The following is an 18,182-nucleotide window of genomic DNA, read 5'->3' on the forward strand; positions in this document are numbered from 1 at the left end:
CTAAAAGGCCGGCGCCGCTGCCTGGGCATGACGGCGGTGATGGACTTCCAGATGGGTCTTGATCGTGCGAATGACCCGGGCTTCGTGCTCATGAATGAAGAAGTGCCCACCGGTCATCATGTCCACGGAAAAACTGCCCAGGGTTTCCTTGCTCCAGCCGATCAGTTGCTCGGTGGTCGCGCGGTCTTCCTTGCCGCCCAGCACGTGCACCGGACAATTGAGCAAGGGCCGCTGCGCCGGTGTGAAACGCCCGCACATCATGAAGTCGGCGCGCAGCACCGGCAGGGTCAGGCTCATCAGCTCTTTGTTGGCCAGCACTTCTTCACTGGTGCCCTGAAAAGTGCGCAGTTGATCGATCAATTCCTCATCGCTGCGCGCTTCGGCAAAGCCGCGATCATAGTCACTGCGCAGGGTCGGCGCGGCCGTGCCGGAAGCGAACAGCGCCACCGGCTCCGGCGCACCGAGCTCGCGAAAAGCATGTGCCAGCTCGCACGCCAGCAGCGCACCGAGGCTATGCCCGAACAGCGCGTAAGGCGTTTGCAAGCCGGGCTTGTGCTCGCGGGCCAATTGCCGGGCCAGCGCACGCATGTCGATTTGCAGGGGTTCGTCGAATCGGGCACCGCGCCCGGGCAATTCCACCGGTTGCAGGTGCAACCACGACGGCAGTTGGCGCCGCCAGCGGCTGTAGACCATGGCGCTGGCGCCCGAATAGGGCAGGCACAGCAGTGTCAGCTTTGTCACCGCGTTTACCTCAATAGGGTTATCTGTAAAAGAGAACGGATGAGGTGACGCGGGAATTAGTCGGCTGGCCGATCACTTCAGATGACGGAAACTCTGCACCGCCGACGCGAGGACTACTGCCCCGGCAGCAATCGCCAACCAAAAGCCGCTGCGTGCGCCGAAAGCATCGACCAGCGCGCCCGAACCAGCGGCGCCAATGGCAACGCCGATACTCAAACCAGTCACCAGCCAGGTCAGCCCTTCGGTGAGCTTGGCCGGCGGCACGATGCGTTCGACCAGTGCCATCGCGACAATCAAGGTTGGCGCGAAGAACAGGCCGGCAATGAATACTGCCAGCGCGAGGCCGATAATATTGCTCGCTAGCAACAGTGGCAGCGTCGTCACTGCCGTCGCCACCCCGCCATACAGAAACAATTGCGGCAACGGCAGTTTCGAGCGCATCGCCCCAAACGCAATCCCGGCCAGACACGAACCGATGGCATACACCGACAGCACAATGCTCGCCGCCGCCGGTTGCCCCTGTTGCTGAGCGAACGCGACGCTGACGACATCGACCACACCGACGATCACGCCCATGGCGATCATTAACGCCAGCAACAGCTGAATGTCCGTCGAACCAATGATTGAGCCGTGGTGCTCGAGGGCGTGCGGATGCACCGGCGGCTCGGTGCTGCGCTGGGCGACAAACGCCGTCACGCCGATCGCCAGCGCCAACAGCGCCGCCAGCGGCCCGGCCTCGGGGAACACCGCCACGCACAAGCCCACCGACAGCGGCGGACCGACAATAAAGCAGACTTCATCGAGTACCGACTCCAGCGCGTACGCCGTCTGCAGTTGTGGCTGGCCGCGATAGATTTCCGTCCAGCGCGCCCGCACCATCGCCGACATGCTCGGCATGCACCCGGCCAGCGCGGCGAAGACGAACAGCGTCCAGGTCGGTGCCTGCAAACGCGTGCACAGCAGCAACATCAACAGCGCCCCGCCGCCGATCAATGCCGATACCGGCAGAATCCGCCCCTGACCGAAGCGATCAACCAGCCGCGAAACCTGTGGCGCACAGAACGCCGTTGCCAGCGCGAACGTCGCCGCCACCGCGCCGGCCAACGCATACCCGCCCCTCAACTGCGAGAGCATAGTGATCACGCCGATACCGGTCATGGAGATCGGCATGCGCGCGATCATTCCGGCCAGCACAAAATTGCGTGCACCGGGGGCGTTGAACAATTCGCGGTAGGGGTTTGCCATGGGTTGCAGCCTCGTCAAGGGCCGCCAAGTTGCCATAGGGTCGCGAGGCGTGGAAGCGAGGAATTGTTGGTGGAATGTGAAGGCCTTGCAGATCAAAAGATCGCAGCGTGCCGCAGCTCCTACTGGAGATCGCATTCCATGTAGGAGCTGCGGCACGCTGCGATCTTTTGATCTTCGAGCTGAACTCTCATCGCTCGCCACCAGTCAGCTTTATAAGCCCTCACTCAAGGCGAGACCCCGCATGCACATCTCCCTCACCGGACAAACAGCCCTGATCACCGGCGCCAGTTCCGGCATCGGCCACGCGTGCGCAAAAGCCCTCGCCGCCGCCGGCGCCGCAGTAATCATCAACTACAACCGGCAGGCAGAACCAGCCGAGGCACTGGCCCGACAGATCATTGCCGATGGTGGCCGAGCCATCGCCATCCGCGCCGACGTATCAAAGGAAGACGAGGTTGAACGGCTGTTCGCCGAAACCCTCGATGCCTTCGGTTCACTGGACATTCTGGTGGCCAACTCGGGTATGCAAAAAGACGCCGCCGCTGTGGATATGTCGCTGGACGACTGGAACGCAGTGATCGGCGTCAACCTCACTGGGCAGTTCCTCTGCGCCCGCGCTGCCCTGCGCATCTTCAATCGCCAAGGCATTCGTGAAGGCGTGTCCCGTGCGGCCGGCAAGATCATCCACATGAGTTCGGTGCACCAGCGCATTCCCTGGGCCGGGCACGTCAATTACGCCGCGTCCAAGGGCGGCGTCGACCAACTGATGCAGACCCTCGCGCAGGAAGTCAGCCACCAACGCATTCGTATCAACGGCATTGCGCCGGGGGCCATTCGCACGGCGATCAATCAAGACGCCACTGAAGGCGCTGCCGGCGAAAAGCTGCTTGAGCTGATTCCCTACGGACGCATCGGCGATGCTGAAGACGTCGCCAATGCGCTGGTCTTTCTCGCCTCCGACGCCTCCGATTACATCGTTGGCACCACCCTGTTCATCGACGGCGGCATGAGCCTCTATCCGGAGTTTCGCGGCAATGGCTGAGCATCACCTGGAACGACAAAGCCCGATCGACGCCCACGGCATCATCGGCGACATGCGCAGTGCGGCACTGATCAACGACCGTGGCAGCGTGGATTTTTTCTGCTGGCCGGAGTTCGACAGCCCGTCGATTTTCTGTTCGTTGCTGGACACCCCCGACGCGGGGATTTTTCAGTTGGCGCCGGACCTGCCCGATGCCCGCCGCGAGCAGATTTACCTGCCAGACACCAATGTTCTGCAAACCCGCTGGCTGAGTGAGCGCGCGGTAGTCGAGGTCACCGACCTGCTGCCGATCGCCGATAACGCAGACGATTTGCCGTTGCTGATGCGCCGGGTGCGCGTGGTCAGCGGTGAAGCGACCTTCCACGTGCGTTGCGCGGTGCGCCATGACTATGCCCGCGCCGCCACCCGCGCGCGGATGGACCAGCAAGCAGTGATCTTCAGTGCCGATGGCCAGCCATCGATGCGGCTGACCTCGGATCAACCACTGCACATCGAGACCGACGCAGCGGTAACCTCATTTACCTTGAAACAGGATCAGACAGCCGCGTTTCTGCTCGGCGGCGAAGACGATCCGCGCTTCGAGGAAGGCGCTGCGCAATTGTGCATGGAGCGCACGCTGAAGTTCTGGCGCGACTGGCTCGGGCAGTCAATCTATCGTGGACGCTGGCGCGAAATGGTCAACCGTTCAGCCCTTGCGCTCAAGTTGCTGACCTCGCGCAAACACGGCGCGATTCTCGCCGCCGCCACCTTCGGTCTGCCGGAAACGCCGGGCGGCGAGCGCAACTGGGATTACCGCTACACGTGGATCCGCGACGCCTCGTTCACGGTGTACGCGTTCATGCGTCTGGGCTTTGTCGGCGAAGCCAACGACTACATGGGCTGGCTGCGCGGACGGGTCAGCGATTGCCACGGGCAACCGATGAAACTGAATATTTTGTACGCCATTGACGGGCAACAGGAATTGCCGGAAACCGAACTGACCCATCTGTCCGGACACGGCGGCGCGCAACCGGTGCGCATCGGCAATGGCGCGTACGATCAGATCCAGCTCGACATCTTCGGCGAACTGATGGACGCGGTGTATCTGGTCAACAAATATGGCGACGCGATTTCCCACGAGGGCTGGCGACACGTGCGTGAAGTGGTCGATCAAGTCTGTGAAACCTGGCAGACCACGGACGTCGGCATTTGGGAAATGCGCGGTGAGCAACATCATTTTCTGCACTCGCGGCTGATGTGCTGGGTGGCGCTGGACCGGGCCATTCGCCTGGCTTCGAAGCGCTCGCTGCCGGCCCCGTTTGCGCAATGGGACAAGACCCGGCAGGCGATTTACGCCGACATCTGGGACAACTTCTGGAACGAGGAGCGCGGGCATTTCGTCCAGTACAAGGGCGGCACGGCGCTGGATGGCTCGATGTTGTTGATGCCGCTGGTGCGTTTCGTCAGCGCCAAGGATCCGCGTTGGCTCGCGACCCTCGCGGCCATCGAAAAGACCCTGGTGCGCGACGGCATGGTTTACCGCTATCGCAATGACGACAGCAATATCGATGGCCTGGCCGGCACCGAAGGCGCCTTCGCTGCGTGCTCGTTCTGGTATGTCGAATGCCTGGCTCGCGCGGGGCAGGTTGAAAAAGCCCATCTGGAGTTTGAGCAATTGCTGCGCTATGCCAATCCGCTGGGCCTTTACGCCGAAGAGTTCGACGCCCATGGCCGGCACTTGGGCAATACCCCACAGGCATTGACGCATCTGGCGTTGATCAGCGCGGCGAGTTTTCTGGATCGGCGTTTGAGCGGGGAAAAGAGTGAGTGGCAGCCTTGAACTCGTCCGATTCTTCGTCAGCGTCTGTCAGATAAATCGCATTTTAAACGCCTCTTGTGGGAAGCCGGCCTACACGCCACACACATCACCCAGCGCCGAGTTTCGGCGCTGGGCCTTGCAGCGGTTACCTGCGGCGACACTTTGTGTAAATCAATGCCCGCAAAAAACTCACAAACACCACGCCAAGCTCCCCTCGTAACTTGCACTTACACCCCGAAATACCTTGTTGCCAGCGGTTACATCCGCCCCTACCATCCACCGCAACGGGCACAGCGGAGCTGTCCAACAAAACCCGAATTCAAGGAACCAGAATGAGCCAGCACGTCCAGCGCAACATCGCCGCCCCTCTTCGCACGGGCCTGACCCGCACCCAGCTCTGGGAAGCTGCCGACCAGGGTCTGATCAAATGCTGGGAAGTCGGCCGACAGCGCGCCGCGCGTTTCCCCCATATCGCCCAACAGTGCCTCGACGGTGAACTGCCGGTGCTCGGCTGGAAAGGTGGCGTGAGTCGCAGCCTGAAAAAGCTCGAAAAATACGGCTCGCTGAAATACCTGGCGCAGTGGCAAGGCTTGCGCGGCGAGGATCTGAATATTGATTTGAGTGAAGAGCGTTCGCTGACGTGCTCGCGGACGAAGATGGTGGTGACGTTTACCCCGGACCGGACGAAGTACTTTAATCAGATGGCGGAAGCCGAGGCTTAGCCGTACGGAAGTCCGCTCGGTAGCAATCCGGGAACAGCGCGCAGACGCCGTACTGGGCATCCAGATCGGCCATGTGCTGGTAAAACTGCTCAATTTCCCAGAACGTCTCATCCGCGACGGTGATCAAGTAGAAGTAACTGAGTTGATGATCATTGGGCAGCACCAGCGCAAACTCTGGCAGCGCGTCCATCCTCGGCGCATTGGCCAGCGCCGTGAGCATAGGTGTCGGCGCCTGGGACAACTGTTCGAAGTACTTCTCTTTATAAGCCGCCAGGCCGATAGCTTCGCCCTTGGCCCTGGCATCGATCAGTTGCGCCAGGTTGGCGCGGCGCTGCTGCCAGTACGCGGCTGGCAGGTCGACATACATTTGTTGTTTATGCTTGGCCACTGCCTCATCTGCAGAGATTTGGCGTTTTGGTTCGCCCGGCTCGGCGGCGGCGCGTGCGTCGAGTTCCTTGAACGACAGCATGATCGTCGACTTGGCAAACATGCGCTCCATCAGTTCACGGCGTTGCGGGGTGTCCGGCAGTGACGGTGGCGGTGAAGCGCAACCAGCCAGCATCGCGACGAATACCAGCAGAGCAAGCAGCGATTTGAGTGACATGCATCGTCCTTGAAGTCGGTCGGCAGAATAAGCTGTGCAGTCTATCTGAACCCGGAGAGAGCCCCGCCGGAAATGCTCAAGGCATTACCGGATCTACTGCAGTGCTGAGCGAAAACCGCTCGCGATACGCCTGCGGCGTCACGCCAATCGCCCGTAGAAAGCTACGGCGCAAGGTTTCTTCACTGCCAAATCCGCAATTGGCCGCGATCCGTTTCACCGGCAGGCCGGTGTCGCTGAGCAAGCGCCGCGCCGTCTCGACACGGATCAGTTCAATCGCCCGCGCCGGGGTCTGGCCGGTGTCGGCACGATAATGGCGGACGAAACTGCGTTCGCTCATGCCCGCCTGCTCGGCAAGGGTCGGCACGCCAAGATCGCAGGTCAGGTTTTCGGCGATCCACGCGTGCAGTTCATCAAACCGATTGCCCTGATTCTGCAGTGACAGGGTCACGCTGAACTGCGATTGCCCACCGGGGCGCTTGAGGAACACCACCAGATGGCGGGCGACGTCCAGCGCGATGTCGCTGCCCAGATCTTCTTCGACCATCGCCAGAGCCAAGTCGATGCCGGCGGTGACACCTGCCGAGGTCCAGACCGGGCCGTCGTTGATGAAGATCGGATTGGCCTCGACTTGCAGTTTTGGGTGCTGCTGCGCCAGTTGTTCGCAGCGGGTCCAGTGGGTGACGACTCGGCGACCGTCGAGCCAGCCGCTGGCAGCCAGCAAAAACGCGCCGGTGCAGACCGAGGCCACGCGTCGACATTTGGCGGCGTGTTCGCGCACCCAATCCACCAGCGCCATGTCTTCAGCCGCCGGATAGATGCCCCAGCCGCCGGCGATGATCAACGTATCGCTGGGCGCTTCGGGCAACGGTTCGGCCAACACCGCCAGACCAGCCGACGACATCACCGCCCCGCCGCCGCTGGCAATCACGCTCGGCGCATACGGAATGGGCAAACGGCGCTGACGGGCGATGTCGTTGGCCGAAGCGAACACCTGCAATGGCCCGGTGACGTCGAGAATCTGCATGTTGGCAAACGCGAGTACGTGGATGGCTTTGGGCATTTGGCGTAATTCGTGGGGTGATTGGCGTATGCGCCAGAACCTACGCGCCTACAGTGAAGCCGTCCACCCCTTTTCATGGAGCAAGAACAATGACGCTGCAGATCGGTTTTCTATTGTTTCCGCAGGTTCAGCAACTCGACCTGACCGGGCCGTACGACGTGCTCGCCTCGTTGCCGGGCGTGCAGGTGCATCTGATCTGGAAGGATCTGATGCCGGTCACCGCCAGCACCGGCCTGCTGCTGAAACCGACCATCACGTTTGAGGATTGTCCCAATCTGGATGTGATCTGTGTGCCCGGCGGTGGTGGCGTTGGGGCGTTGATGGAAGACCTAGTGACGCTGGACTTCATCAAGCGTCAGGCTGCTCAGGCGAAGTACGTGACATCGGTGTGCACCGGCTCGCTGGTGCTCGGCGCGGCAGGCCTGCTGCAAGGCAAACGCGCGACCACGCATTGGGCGTATCACGATCTGCTGCCGACACTGGGCGCGATTGCAGCGAAGGATCGGGTGGTGCGTGACGGCAATCTGTTTACCGGCGGTGGGATTACGGCGGGGATCGATTTTGCCTTGGTGTTGGCGGCTGAGTTGGTGGATGCCGACACCGCGCAACTGATCCAGTTGCAACTGGAATATGCGCCGGCGCCGCCGTTCAACGCGGGCAGCCCGGAGACTGCGCCGGGGGCGATTGTCGATGAGGCCCGTTTGCGCGCCGCGCCATCGCTGAAGCTGCGCACGGAAATCACCGAGCGTGTGGCCGCGAAACTTAACCTGCACTGATTCCCAGCCATCCACAAAACCCTGTGGGAGCTGGCTTGCCAGCGATAGCGGTGTACCAGTCGATGAAGATGTCGGCTGTGCAGGCCTCATCGCTGGCAAGCCAGCTCCCACAGGGGACCAGTGTTGGTCACAGGTTCGCGCACTGTCCCGGTTTGCCACCACACCTTCACTTGTCCCCACGCCCCCACCCGTGTAGAAAGCCCTTCCACAAAATTTGCACAGGGACTTTCGATGAAGGCTTTGCCATGGCTCTATCTGGCGCTTCTCAGCCTCGGTTACGGATGGGCGCTGAGTTACGGTCACCTTGGCTGGCTGGCGTTGATTTCCGTTGGCCTGCTGGTATTCGCAGGCTTTGCCGTGCGCCAACAACAGGTGCCGGTCGCACGTTTTCTCGGTCATGGCCTGTTTATCGTGCTGGCTTTGGCGCTGGCCCTGCATTGGCTGCCGGGTTTCGCCAACGGTCGCGCCATCAACCCGCAGCGCTTCACCGACAACGCCGTGCCGTTTTCGATGTACCTGAATCTCGACAAACCACTGATTGGCTTCTGGCTGTTGCTGGTCTGCCCGTGGATTGTCGGGCGACGTTCGTTGCGCCTGAGCGTGTACGCCACCGCCCTCGCCCTGACGCTGAGCGCAGTTCTGGCCCTTGGCGGTGCGCTGTTGCTGGGTGTGATTGCCTGGGCGCCGAAGTGGCCGGATCAGGCGTGGCTGTGGGTGCTGAACAACCTGCTGCTGGTGACTTTGGTCGAGGAAGCGCTGTTTCGCGGCTATATACAGGGCGGCCTCAGCCAGCGCTTCAAACACCTGCCGTACGGTGAAAACCTCGCCCTGCTGCTGGCCTCGCTGCTGTTTGGTCTGGTGCATGCCGGCGCAGGCTGGACGTGGGTGTTGCTGGCGGGTCTGGCGGGTGTCGGCTATGGTCTGGCCTACCGTTTTGGCGGGCTCGGCGCGGCGATCGCCACGCATTTCGGCCTGAACCTGCTGCATTTCGGTTTGTTCACCTATCCGATGCTCGCTGGCTGAAGCAAGCGCCGTTTTGCGACGCTGTGCTGATTATTGAAAAAAAATTTCAATAAAAAGCTGTCACCGCCGACAACCTTTCAAAGCCTTGCGGATTGAAAAACCATGCGTAACAACCAGCCCATTACACAACGCGAACGGACTTTCCCGGCTCAGCAGCGGTTGATCTCCACAACCGACGCCAAGGGCGTGATCACCTACTGCAACGACGCCTTCGTCGAGATCAGCGGGTTTTCGCGTGAAGAACTGATCCGTGCGCCGCACAACCTGGTCCGTCACCCCGACGTCCCGGCGGCGGTGTTTTCGCACATGTGGGGCACACTGAAACAAGGCTTGCCATGGATGGGCATTGTCAAGAATCGCTGCAAGACCGGTGACCATTACTGGGTTAACGCCTATGTAACACCGGTGTTCGACGGCAATCAGGTAGTCGGTTACGAGTCGGTGCGGATCAAACCCACCGCCGAACAGATCCACCGTGCCGAAGCGCTCTACCAACGCATCAACCAAGGCAAGTCGGCGATCCCTTCCAGCGACAAATGGCTGCCGGTGCTGCAAGACTGGCTGCCGTTCATTCTGGTCAGCCAACTGAGCTTCGTGATCGGCGCGACCCTGAACTCGCAGTGGGGCTTCGCCCTCGCCGCCGGTCTTTCGGTGCCGCTGGGTCTTATGGGCCTGCAATGGCAGCAACGCGGGCTCAAGCGCCTGCTACGTCTGGCCGAACAGACCACCTCTGACCCGCTGATCGCGCAGATGTACACCGACAGCCGTGGCGCCCAGGCGCGTCTGGAAATGTCGATTCTCAGCCAGGAAGCACGCCTGAAAACCTGCCTGACCCGACTGCAGGACACCGCCGAACACCTGACCGATCAGGCCAAGCAATCCGACCGACTGGCACACAGCAGCTCGACCGGCCTGGAACGTCAACGCGTGGAAACTGAACAAGTGGCCACCGCCGTCAACCAGATGGCCGCGACCACTCAGGAAGTGGCGAGCCACGTGCAGCGCACCGCTGACGCGACTCAAGAAGCCAATCGCCTGACCGGTCGCGGTCGTGACATCGCTGGCGAAACCCGCGAAGCCATTCAGCGTTTGTCTGTGGTCGTCGGCGAAACCGGCCTGACCGTGACCCAACTGGCCAAGGACAGCGACGAAATCGGAGGCGTGGTCGATGTGATCAAAGGCATCGCCGACCAGACCAACCTACTGGCACTGAACGCTGCGATCGAAGCCGCGCGTGCCGGTGAGATGGGCCGTGGCTTTGCCGTGGTGGCTGACGAAGTGCGTCAACTGGCGCAACGCACCAGCGAATCGACCGGGCAGATTCATGCCCTGATCGCCAAGTTGCAGCAGACGGCTTCGAGTGCCGTGCAAACCATGGAAGCCGGGCATCGTCAGGCTGAAGAAGGTGTGGCGCGAGTGCTGGAAGCGGATCAGGCGTTGGTCGGGATCAGTGAAGCGGTGGCCAACATCACCGACATGACCACGCAGATTGCTGCGGCGACGGAAGAGCAAAGTGCGGTGGCTGAAGAGATCAGCCGCAACATCAGCAATATTTCGGAGCTGGCGGATCAGACTTCCGAGCAGGCGCATAACTCGGCGTTGCTGAGTGAAGAACTGACGAAGACGGCTAACACGCAATACTCGTTGGTGGAGCGGTTTAACCGCTGATTGTTCTAGCAGGATAAAAAACCGGACAGCGAAAGCTTCCGGTTTTTTATTACCTGAAAAAAAGAAAAAGGCGAAAACGCACATTCCGCGAACTTTGTCTAGCTGACAACTCTGACAGTAGACAACATTCTAACAACTGAATATCTATGAAATACCGCTCGATCAATCGACGGGATACCCCCTACGAGACAGAAGGATTTCATCGTGAATTTCAGAGATTTTTATAACGAAGACAACACCCCTCAGACAAATAACTTCGAGACAGAGGACAACGAATTTCAGTGGCAGATCGATTCTTTATCCACCGAAGCGCAAAGAACACTATTCTATAACTCAAGCACGATAACTAATAACTCATGGATATTTTACGGCTCCGTAGGCTCCGTCGATTCAGAGAATCTTTTTGGTTTTATGCTCGCAGTGCCGTATATCAACGAAGACATACTGAAAGGCACTTATACACTTGCAACGGGCTTGTACTGTGACCACAGACATTCAATCAATAAGGGCGGACTGAAAGGCTGGCGAGTTATCCCAGCGGGTGATGCGACATTGAGCATTAAGCTTGATCCTGTACAAGGGACTGTTGAAGGTGAATTCGAAGCGACATTTACAAAAACAAAACCCGACGACACGCCCGAACAAATAAGACCCAAAGGTACTTTCAATTTAAAGAGAGATGACTTGAAAGCCAAACAGTATTTTGAGGCATTACCGGATACTGTTTGATGTACCGCAAAGAAATAGCGGGAAGTTGGCCTGTGATTTTTTGGTGTTGTCTGTGATGCCGCTTTCGCGAGCAGGCTCACTCCTACATTGGATATGCGGTGGTCACAGATATGTGCCCGACAACAATCCCCTGTAGGAGTGAGCCTGCTCGCGATGCGGCCATAACAGCCAGTTAAATTATTGAGGCAACTTCAGCTTATCCAGCAGCCGATTGACCAACAGCTCGTTGAGCATGATCACCTGTTGTAGCGCCAGCAACGGTTTGCGCTCCGGGCCGCCGATTGAGTTGGCGATGTTGCCGGCCATGGCGTGGGCGTATGAAAGCGACTCGCTAGCCTCGACCAGGAGGGTTTCGTCATCCAGCGTGGGGTCGACGAGATAGACGGGGCGAAACTTGGGCGAGCTTGGTGGAGCACCCAGGGCTTCGGGTCGGAGGTAGTAGTCGAGGGCGCGGTCGGTTGCTTCTTTGATCTTTTGCGGGCTGAGCGCTGGGTCGTGGGGGATTGGATCAGTGGCTGGAGGGTTGGGCGTGATTTTGAACATGGATGAAACTCCTATCGCAGTTTAAGGAACCATCACCCTCGCTACCAAACGAGTGGGTGGTGGCCGTACGCGGGTTGGTAGACCGGCTGCAATAGGAACCCGGCGCTCACGAGTGAGCCCCACGCATGACCACCATTGAACTGGGCCTCTACAAAGAGACAGAACAGGGTGTTGCCACACGGCTATTACAGACGGGCTACCAAACCCGATCACTGATTTGCAGTGACAGGCAAACGATATAGCCCGGCCCATAGCCGCGTAAGCCGGCGGATTCTGGCGTACGCGTAGGTAACGGCGCAAGGTGTTGTAGGCCCGATGGCGTAACGGATTGTGTGATTTAAACGTGCTTACAGGATTGCGTTTGCGGGCAGAAAAAGCGCGAAGTCGGGCTGTGATTTTAATGTTGTCTGTGATGCCGCTTTCGCGAGCAAGCTCGCTCCCACATTTGGACCGGGTGCATCAGTGAGAGGTTGGTTAGTCGTCAGGCCGTCATCGCGAGCAGGCTCACTCCTACATTGGATATGCGGTGGTCACAGATATGTGCCCGACAACAATCCCCTGTAGGAGTGAGCCTGCTCGCGATGCGGCCATAACAGCCAACGACTTTATTGAGGCAACTTCAGCTTATCCAGCAGTCGATTGACCAACAGTTCGTTGAGCATGATCACCTGTTGCAGCGCCAGCAACGGTTTGCGCTCCCGGCCGCCGATTGAGTTGGCGATATTGCCGGCCATGGCATGGGCGTATGAAAGCGACTCGCTAGCCTCGACCAGGAGGGTTTCGTCATCCAGCGTGGGGTCGACGAGATAGACGGGGCGAAATTTTGGTGAGTTTGGTGGGGCTCCCAGTGCTTCGGGTCGGAGGTAGTAGTCGAGGGCGCGATCCGTCGCTTCTTTTGTCTTTTGAGACTCAAGCGCTGGGTCGTGAGGGGTTGGGTCGATGCCCGGAGGGTTTGGCGTGGCTTTGAACATAAATATCTAATTCCTGATCAAGGGCCGCGACCGTTCTCTACTAAAAGAAGGGTGGCGGCTGTGCGCAGGTTAGTAGACCGGAGGAATTAGCAAGACCGGCGCGCTCGAAAGCGCCCTGAGCACAGCCACCATTGAGTACAGGCAGATGCGCCTGACTTTATGGGACCTATGCACTTACTAAAACCATACGAGCTACTAAACCCGACCACTGATGGGCAGTGGCAGGCAAACGATATAGCCCGCGCTATGTTCGTGTAAGCCGGCGGATTCTGGCGTACGCGTAGGTAACGGCGCAAGGTGTTGTAGGCCCGATGGCGTAACGGCTCGTGTACTTTAAACGCGCTCGCGGAATCATGTTTACGCACAGGAAATGCTGGGTAGTGAGCGCTACCAGTTCTTGATCGTGTCAGCGAAATAGCCCCTCACCCTAACCCTCTCCCAGAGGGAGAGGGGACTGATCGAGGTGTTTGGTAGAGTTACGCCGACGTGAAAGTCCGAGTTGAACGCAAATTTTGAGAGACCCACCATCGGCTCCCTCTCCCTCGGGAGAGGGCTGGGCGGGCGGCGTTCCGATGAGGGGCAAGAGCACCACAAAACCAAAGCCGAACACCGCTTTTCACCACTCAATAGGCCGAGTGTCAGCTCGCCTGCTTTTGATCTTGATCCACGGGCGACGTCGGAAGGCTGAGTGGAGGGATTGATCCGGGGGTGGGAGCGCAGCGACCGTTTGGCGAAGCCAAACACAGCGAGAGGAGGTGCAGCGAAGCAAACCGTAGGCGCTGCGCCCGGATCGATCCCGGAGCGAAGGAACCCCGAGCCTTAGCGAGCGGGCCGCACGTAGGAGCAAGCCTTTTGGGTTACCTTTTCGGCGTTTGGAAAAGGTGACCCGCCGTAAGGGCGGAACCCTGAGCGGCCTTTACCGCAGCAACGGATATGTACCCAAAACGAAAAACTGTGTCGTAGCTGAAATCGATCCCCCTCACCCCAGCCCTCTCCCCCATGGGGGCGAGGGGGAAGGGAGCAGATCTTCATGCAGTTCAAAATCTCAGCCCGGCTCGGTCACTTGCTGAGAAACTCGGCTACTTTCTGCGCGGCGCTGGCCAAATGCTGTTCATGGGTAAAACCTGAAGCCTTGAGCGGTTTCAAATCATGATTCCCGGCCACCAGCCAAAAAACCTTGATACTCGGCGATAACGTATACGCCTCAACCGCCTCTCGATTGCCCAGCGCATCCCGCTCCCCCTGCACAATCAACGTCCGCGTCTTCAAACCAGCCAAATGCTCAACCCGAGGCTTCTCCGGCTTACCCACCGCATAAAACGGATATCCCAGACACACCAGCGCATCAGCCCCCAACTCATCAGCAAGCAGACTCGCCATCCGCCCACCCATCGACTTCCCGCCAATGGCCAAAACCCCAGCGACATGACGCCGCACCTCGGCATACACCTCACGCCAACATTCCTGCAGTTTCGCAGCAGGATTCGGCGGCCGCTTCACCCCATCCACCCGCCGCTGCGCCATATACGCAAACTCAAACCGCAACACATTCACCCCAAGCCCGGCAAGGCGCCCAGCCATATCATTCATCCAGTCACTGTCCATCGGCGCCCCCGCCCCATGCGCCAGGATCAACGTCGCAGAAACTTCACCATTGGCGGCATCCCAAAGCCACCCATGATCACGCACGCACTGCGCCCATTGATCCCCGTCAATACTGGCCTTGTGCTGTTTGTCCATGCTTGCCTCGCTTTTAGTCTGCCTATAACTCCAGACGAAGGATTCGCGGCGTTTCTCGCGCGCGCTCACTTCGGCTGAACCGTGGATGGGGAACCATGAACACTTCTATCAGTACCGCCTACAACTACAAGGTGGTCCGCCAATTCGCCATTATGACGGTGGTGTGGGGCATCGTCGGCATGGGCCTCGGGGTTTTTCTCGCGGCCCAATTGGTCTGGCCTGAACTCAACTTCAATTTGCCCTGGACCAGTTTCGGCCGTCTGCGCCCGCTGCACACCAACGCGGTGATCTTCGCGTTCGGTGGCTGTGCGCTGTTCGCCAGTTCGTTCTACTCGGTGCAACGCACCTGCCAGACCCAGTTGTTTGCACCAAAAATCGCCGCGTTCTGCTTCTGGGGCTGGCAGTTGGTGATCCTGCTGGCGGCGATCAGCCTGCCACTGGGTTACACCAGTTCCAAGGAATACGCTGAGCTGGAATGGCCGATCGACATCCTGATCACCATCGTCTGGGTCGCCTACGCCATCGTGTTCTTCGGCACGATCATGCAGCGCAAGACCAAGCACATTTATGTGGGCAACTGGTTCTTCGGCGCGTTCATCATCACCGTGGCGATTCTGCACATCGTCAACAACCTTGAGTTGCCGGTGAGTTTCACCAAGTCGTACTCGGTGTACGCCGGTGCAACCGACGCGATGGTGCAATGGTGGTACGGCCACAACGCCGTAGGCTTTTTCCTCACCGCCGGTTTCCTCGGGATGATGTACTACTTCGTGCCGAAACAGGCCGAGCGTCCGGTGTATTCGTATCGTCTGTCGATCGTGCATTTCTGGGCACTTATCACCCTGTACATCTGGGCCGGCCCGCACCACTTGCACTACACCGCGCTGCCGGACTGGGCACAGTCGCTGGGCATGGTGATGTCGCTGATCCTGCTGGCACCGAGCTGGGGCGGCATGATCAACGGCATGATGACCCTGTCGGGCGCCTGGCATAAGTTGCGCAGCGACCCGATCCTGCGTTTCCTCGTGGTCTCGCTGGCGTTCTACGGCATGTCGACCTTCGAAGGTCCGATGATGGCGATCAAGACCGTCAACGCCCTCTCCCACTACACCGACTGGACCATCGGCCACGTCCACGCTGGCGCCCTCGGCTGGGTGGCGATGATCTCGATCGGCGCGCTGTACCACATGATCCCGAAAATCTTCGGCAAGGCGCAGATGCACAGCGTCGGTTTGATCAACGCGCACTTCTGGCTCGCGACCATCGGCACCGTGCTCTACATCGCCTCGATGTGGGTCAACGGCATCGCCCAGGGCCTGATGTGGCGCGCAGTGAACGAGGACGGCACGCTGACCTACTCCTTCGTCGAAACCCTGGTGGCCAGCCATCCAGGCTTCGTCGTGCGGCTGATTGGCGGGGCGATCTTCCTCAGCGGCATGTTCCTGATGGCTTACAACACCTGGCGCACCGTGCGGGCCTCGCAGCCTGCTGACGTCGTTGCTGCCGCGCAGATGGCCTGAGGAGTCCGCCATGAAACACGAAACGATTGAAAAGAACGTCGGCCTGTTGATGTTGCTCATGGTGTTCGCCGTGAGCATCGGCGGCCTGACCCAGATCGTCCCGCTGTTCTTCCAGGACGTTACCAACAAACCGGTGGAAGGCATGAAGCCCTACACCGCGCTGCAACTGGAAGGCCGCGACATCTACATCCGCGAAGGCTGCGTCGGTTGCCACTCGCAGATGATCCGCCCGTTCCGCGCCGAAACCGAGCGCTACGGGCACTACTCGGTTGCGGGCGAAAGCGTTTGGGATCACCCGTTCCTGTGGGGCTCGAAACGTACCGGTCCGGACCTCGCCCGGGTCGGCGCGCGTTACTCGGATGACTGGCACCGCGCGCACTTGTACAACCCGCGCAACGTCGTACCGGAATCGAAAATGCCGGCCTACCCATGGCTGGTCACGCAGGCGGTCGACAGCAGCCACACCGAAACCAAGCTCAAGACCATGCGCACCCTCGGCGTGCCGTACACCGACGACGACATCAGCGGCGCGGTGGCCAGCCTCAAGGGCAAGACCGAAATGGACGCCCTCGTCTCCTACCTGCAAGTGCTCGGCACTGCGATCAAGAGCAAGAGGTGAGCACGATGGTCTTTGAAATGAGCGCAGGGCTGATCCGTGGTTTAGGCACCGTTGTCGTGTTTGTAGCGTTCGTCGGCTTGACCTTGTGGGTATTCAACCGCAAGCGCACCCCGGAGTTCGCCGAAGCACGTCTGCTGCCGTTTGCCGACGAGCCACAGCCCGAACAAAACCAAGCATCTGAAACAAGGAGTACCCGGCCATGACCACCTTCTGGAGTACGTGGATCTGCGTACTGACCATCGGCAGCCTGATCGGCCTGACGTGGCTGCTGATCGGCACCCGCCGGGGCGAGACCAAAGGCAGCGTCGACCAGACCATGGGCCACAGCTTCGACGGCATCGAGGAATACGACAACCCGCTGCCGCAGTGGTGGTTCATGCTATTCGCCGGCACGCTGGTGTTTTCCGTGGGCTATCTGATCCTCTATCCGGGTCTGGGCAACTGGAAAGGCATCCTGCCGGGTTACGAGGATGGCTGGACCGGCGTGCACGAGTGGGAAAAGGAGATGAACAAAGCCGATGCCAAGTTCGGGCCGATCTTCGCCAAGTTTGCCGCCATGCCGGTGGAAGAAGTGGCGAAGGATCCACAGGCGCTGAAAATGGGTGGCCGCTTGTTCGCCTCCAACTGCTCGGTATGCCACGGCTCCGACGCCAAAGGTGCGTTCGGTTTCCCTAACCTCGCCGACAGCAACTGGCGCTGGGGTGGCGAAGCCGAGACCATCAAGACCACCATCATGGGTGGCCGGATGGCGGCGATGCCGGCCTGGGGCGAAGTGCTCGGCGAGGCCGGGGTGAAGAACGTGGCCGCTTATGTGCGTCACGAGCTGGCCGGTCTGCCATTGCCCGCCGACAGCAAGGCCGACCTGCAAGCCGGACAGCAAGCGTTCAGCACCACTTGCGTAGCCTGTCATGGGGCAACCGGCCACGGCACTGAAGCCATGGGTGCGCCGAATCTGACGCACCCGGCCGGGTTTATCTACGGCACCAGCCTGACCCAACTCGAGCAGACCATTCGCCATGGTCGTCAGGGTCATATGCCGGCGCAGAACGAACTGCTGGGTAACGATAAAGTGCAATTACTGGCCGCTTATGTGTACAGCCTGTCGCACGGATTGAATACAGAAAAAATGATTACTGAAGACAACAAGAAGTAATCATTGCGTACACCTCTGCCGCACCATTCTCGGTGCGGCAGCATCCAGCCCCTTTGCGACGCATTGTCGCACCCCTTCACACCCTCTCCTTTCGGTTCCTCTGATTCGGGTCTACGCTTGCTCGATGCGGACTGGCTTGTGCCGGTTCCAGGTCAACGCTGACTGCTGTGTTCCGCGAACCGGCTGACTGATGTGGCCGCAAACGCCGGTAGATACCGGCTGTCGTGC

Annotated in this window: 18 protein-coding genes; 11 read left to right on the top strand and 7 right to left on the bottom strand. The window is 59.7% G+C overall.

The window, feature by feature from the left end:
- Together CKW38_RS03045 and CKW38_RS03050 are read right to left on the bottom strand one after the other, a co-directional pair.
- Positions 1-741 carry a thioesterase II family protein gene (locus tag CKW38_RS03045; protein ID WP_007917127.1) on the bottom strand — a complete coding sequence of 247 codons (741 nt, stop codon included), beginning with the start codon at positions 739-741 and terminating at the stop codon, positions 1-3.
- Between the two features lie 72 nt (positions 742-813).
- Positions 814-1,986, bottom strand: a complete 1,173-nt coding sequence (locus tag CKW38_RS03050; RefSeq protein ID WP_095111787.1) for an MFS transporter — start codon at positions 1,984-1,986, stop codon at positions 814-816.
- Positions 1,987-2,227: 241 nt separating this feature from the next.
- Between CKW38_RS03050 and CKW38_RS03055 the strand changes: the two genes are divergently transcribed.
- The 3 genes from CKW38_RS03055 to CKW38_RS03065 all read left to right on the top strand — a co-directional run bounded on the left by CKW38_RS03055 (position 2,228) and on the right by CKW38_RS03065 (position 5,548).
- Positions 2,228-3,028 (top strand): glucose 1-dehydrogenase, encoded by an 801-nt coding sequence (locus CKW38_RS03055; protein WP_095111788.1) that lies wholly within the window; start codon positions 2,228-2,230, stop codon positions 3,026-3,028.
- On the top strand, positions 3,021-4,847 hold the full coding sequence (locus CKW38_RS03060) for a glycoside hydrolase family 15 protein (protein ID WP_007917130.1): 1,827 nt from the start codon (positions 3,021-3,023) through the stop codon (positions 4,845-4,847). The genes CKW38_RS03055 and CKW38_RS03060 overlap by 8 nt, the downstream gene beginning before the upstream one ends.
- Positions 4,848-5,158: 311 nt before the next feature.
- On the top strand, positions 5,159-5,548 hold the full coding sequence (locus CKW38_RS03065; RefSeq protein WP_007917131.1) for a hypothetical protein: 390 nt from the start codon (positions 5,159-5,161) through the stop codon (positions 5,546-5,548).
- On the opposite strand, the gene CKW38_RS03070 is transcribed toward CKW38_RS03065, so the two are convergent.
- Positions 5,520-6,152 (bottom strand): hypothetical protein, encoded by a 633-nt coding sequence (locus CKW38_RS03070; RefSeq protein ID WP_095111789.1) that lies wholly within the window; start codon positions 6,150-6,152, stop codon positions 5,520-5,522. The genes CKW38_RS03065 and CKW38_RS03070 overlap by 29 nt on opposite strands.
- A 76-nt stretch (positions 6,153-6,228) precedes the next feature.
- Entirely contained in the window at positions 6,229-7,212 is a 984-nt protein-coding gene (locus CKW38_RS03075) for a GlxA family transcriptional regulator (RefSeq protein WP_095111790.1), read from the bottom strand.
- Positions 7,213-7,301: 89 nt separating this feature from the next.
- Between CKW38_RS03075 and inhA the strand changes: the two genes are divergently transcribed.
- The 4 genes from inhA (at position 7,302) to CKW38_RS03095 (ending at position 11,408) form a co-directional block, all read left to right on the top strand.
- Complete coding sequence (inhA, locus tag CKW38_RS03080; RefSeq protein WP_095111791.1) at positions 7,302-7,988, top strand: isonitrile hydratase; 687 nt, start codon at positions 7,302-7,304, stop codon at positions 7,986-7,988.
- Between the two features lie 231 nt (positions 7,989-8,219).
- Positions 8,220-9,011, top strand: coding sequence for a CPBP family intramembrane glutamic endopeptidase (locus CKW38_RS03085; RefSeq protein ID WP_095111792.1), 792 nt, complete (start codon positions 8,220-8,222; stop codon positions 9,009-9,011).
- Positions 9,012-9,113: 102 nt separating this feature from the next.
- A complete protein-coding gene (locus CKW38_RS03090; protein ID WP_095111793.1) occupies positions 9,114-10,679 on the top strand; it encodes a PAS domain-containing methyl-accepting chemotaxis protein in 1,566 nt (521 codons plus the stop codon).
- 204 nt (positions 10,680-10,883) lie between these two features.
- Entirely contained in the window at positions 10,884-11,408 is a 525-nt protein-coding gene (locus CKW38_RS03095; RefSeq protein ID WP_095111794.1) for a hypothetical protein, read from the top strand.
- A 177-nt stretch (positions 11,409-11,585) separates the two neighbouring features.
- Here CKW38_RS03095 and CKW38_RS03100 read toward each other — a convergent pair whose 3' ends face one another.
- From CKW38_RS03100 to CKW38_RS03110, 3 genes are all read right to left on the bottom strand, one after another.
- The gene (locus CKW38_RS03100; protein ID WP_095111795.1) at positions 11,586-11,951 is read right to left on the bottom strand and encodes a DUF6124 family protein; all 366 of its coding nucleotides are present in this window, start codon (positions 11,949-11,951) and stop codon (positions 11,586-11,588) included.
- 605 nt (positions 11,952-12,556) lie between these two features.
- Positions 12,557-12,922 carry a DUF6124 family protein gene (locus CKW38_RS03105; protein ID WP_095111796.1) on the bottom strand — a complete coding sequence of 122 codons (366 nt, stop codon included), beginning with the start codon at positions 12,920-12,922 and terminating at the stop codon, positions 12,557-12,559.
- A gap of 1,059 nt (positions 12,923-13,981) precedes the next feature.
- Positions 13,982-14,662: an alpha/beta family hydrolase gene (locus CKW38_RS03110; protein WP_095111797.1), complete on the bottom strand. Its 681-nt coding sequence runs from the start codon at positions 14,660-14,662 to the stop codon at positions 13,982-13,984.
- 95 nt (positions 14,663-14,757) lie between these two features.
- Here CKW38_RS03110 and ccoN point away from each other — a divergent pair, with 95 nt between their 5' ends.
- From ccoN to ccoP, 4 genes are read left to right on the top strand one after another with little or no spacing between them, the layout of a single operon-like run.
- Entirely contained in the window at positions 14,758-16,182 is a 1,425-nt protein-coding gene (gene ccoN, locus CKW38_RS03115; RefSeq protein ID WP_008082029.1) for a cytochrome-c oxidase, cbb3-type subunit I, read from the top strand.
- A gap of 10 nt (positions 16,183-16,192) precedes the next feature.
- Positions 16,193-16,801 carry a cytochrome-c oxidase, cbb3-type subunit II gene (gene ccoO, locus CKW38_RS03120; RefSeq protein ID WP_003223389.1) on the top strand — a complete coding sequence of 203 codons (609 nt, stop codon included), beginning with the start codon at positions 16,193-16,195 and terminating at the stop codon, positions 16,799-16,801.
- Positions 16,802-16,806: 5 nt separating this feature from the next.
- Positions 16,807-17,004 carry a CcoQ/FixQ family Cbb3-type cytochrome c oxidase assembly chaperone gene (locus tag CKW38_RS03125; RefSeq protein WP_095111798.1) on the top strand — a complete coding sequence of 66 codons (198 nt, stop codon included), beginning with the start codon at positions 16,807-16,809 and terminating at the stop codon, positions 17,002-17,004.
- The gene (gene ccoP, locus CKW38_RS03130) at positions 17,001-17,954 is read left to right on the top strand and encodes a cytochrome-c oxidase, cbb3-type subunit III (RefSeq protein ID WP_095111799.1); all 954 of its coding nucleotides are present in this window, start codon (positions 17,001-17,003) and stop codon (positions 17,952-17,954) included. The genes CKW38_RS03125 and ccoP overlap by 4 nt, the downstream gene beginning before the upstream one ends.
- Positions 17,955-18,182 lie beyond the last annotated feature (228 nt).

This window comes from Pseudomonas sp. Irchel 3H7 (assembly GCF_900187605.1).
Classification (GTDB): domain Bacteria; phylum Pseudomonadota; class Gammaproteobacteria; order Pseudomonadales; family Pseudomonadaceae; genus Aquipseudomonas.

Bases quoted from the DNA above. Each gene is read 5' to 3' on its own strand.
- ccoP (WP_095111799.1), top strand. From the start codon at position 17,001: ATGACCACCTTCTGGAGTACGTGGATCTGCGTACTGACCATCGGCAGC.
- CKW38_RS03060 (WP_007917130.1), top strand. From the start codon at position 3,021: ATGGCTGAGCATCACCTGGAACGACAAAGCCCGATCGACGCCCACGGC.
- CKW38_RS03065 (WP_007917131.1), top strand. From the start codon at position 5,159: ATGAGCCAGCACGTCCAGCGCAACATCGCCGCCCCTCTTCGCACGGGC.
- CKW38_RS03085 (WP_095111792.1), top strand. From the start codon at position 8,220: ATGAAGGCTTTGCCATGGCTCTATCTGGCGCTTCTCAGCCTCGGTTAC.
- CKW38_RS03110 (WP_095111797.1), bottom strand. From the start codon at position 14,662: ATGGACAAACAGCACAAGGCCAGTATTGACGGGGATCAATGGGCGCAG.
- CKW38_RS03090 (WP_095111793.1), top strand. From the start codon at position 9,114: ATGCGTAACAACCAGCCCATTACACAACGCGAACGGACTTTCCCGGCT.
- ccoO (WP_003223389.1), top strand. From the start codon at position 16,193: ATGAAACACGAAACGATTGAAAAGAACGTCGGCCTGTTGATGTTGCTC.
- CKW38_RS03125 (WP_095111798.1), top strand. From the start codon at position 16,807: ATGGTCTTTGAAATGAGCGCAGGGCTGATCCGTGGTTTAGGCACCGTT.
- CKW38_RS03070 (WP_095111789.1), bottom strand. From the start codon at position 6,152: ATGTCACTCAAATCGCTGCTTGCTCTGCTGGTATTCGTCGCGATGCTG.
- ccoN (WP_008082029.1), top strand. From the start codon at position 14,758: ATGAACACTTCTATCAGTACCGCCTACAACTACAAGGTGGTCCGCCAA.
- CKW38_RS03105 (WP_095111796.1), bottom strand. From the start codon at position 12,922: ATGTTCAAAGCCACGCCAAACCCTCCGGGCATCGACCCAACCCCTCAC.
- CKW38_RS03075 (WP_095111790.1), bottom strand. From the start codon at position 7,212: ATGCCCAAAGCCATCCACGTACTCGCGTTTGCCAACATGCAGATTCTC.
- CKW38_RS03100 (WP_095111795.1), bottom strand. From the start codon at position 11,951: ATGTTCAAAATCACGCCCAACCCTCCAGCCACTGATCCAATCCCCCAC.
- CKW38_RS03055 (WP_095111788.1), top strand. From the start codon at position 2,228: ATGCACATCTCCCTCACCGGACAAACAGCCCTGATCACCGGCGCCAGT.
- CKW38_RS03050 (WP_095111787.1), bottom strand. From the start codon at position 1,986: ATGGCAAACCCCTACCGCGAATTGTTCAACGCCCCCGGTGCACGCAAT.
- inhA (WP_095111791.1), top strand. From the start codon at position 7,302: ATGACGCTGCAGATCGGTTTTCTATTGTTTCCGCAGGTTCAGCAACTC.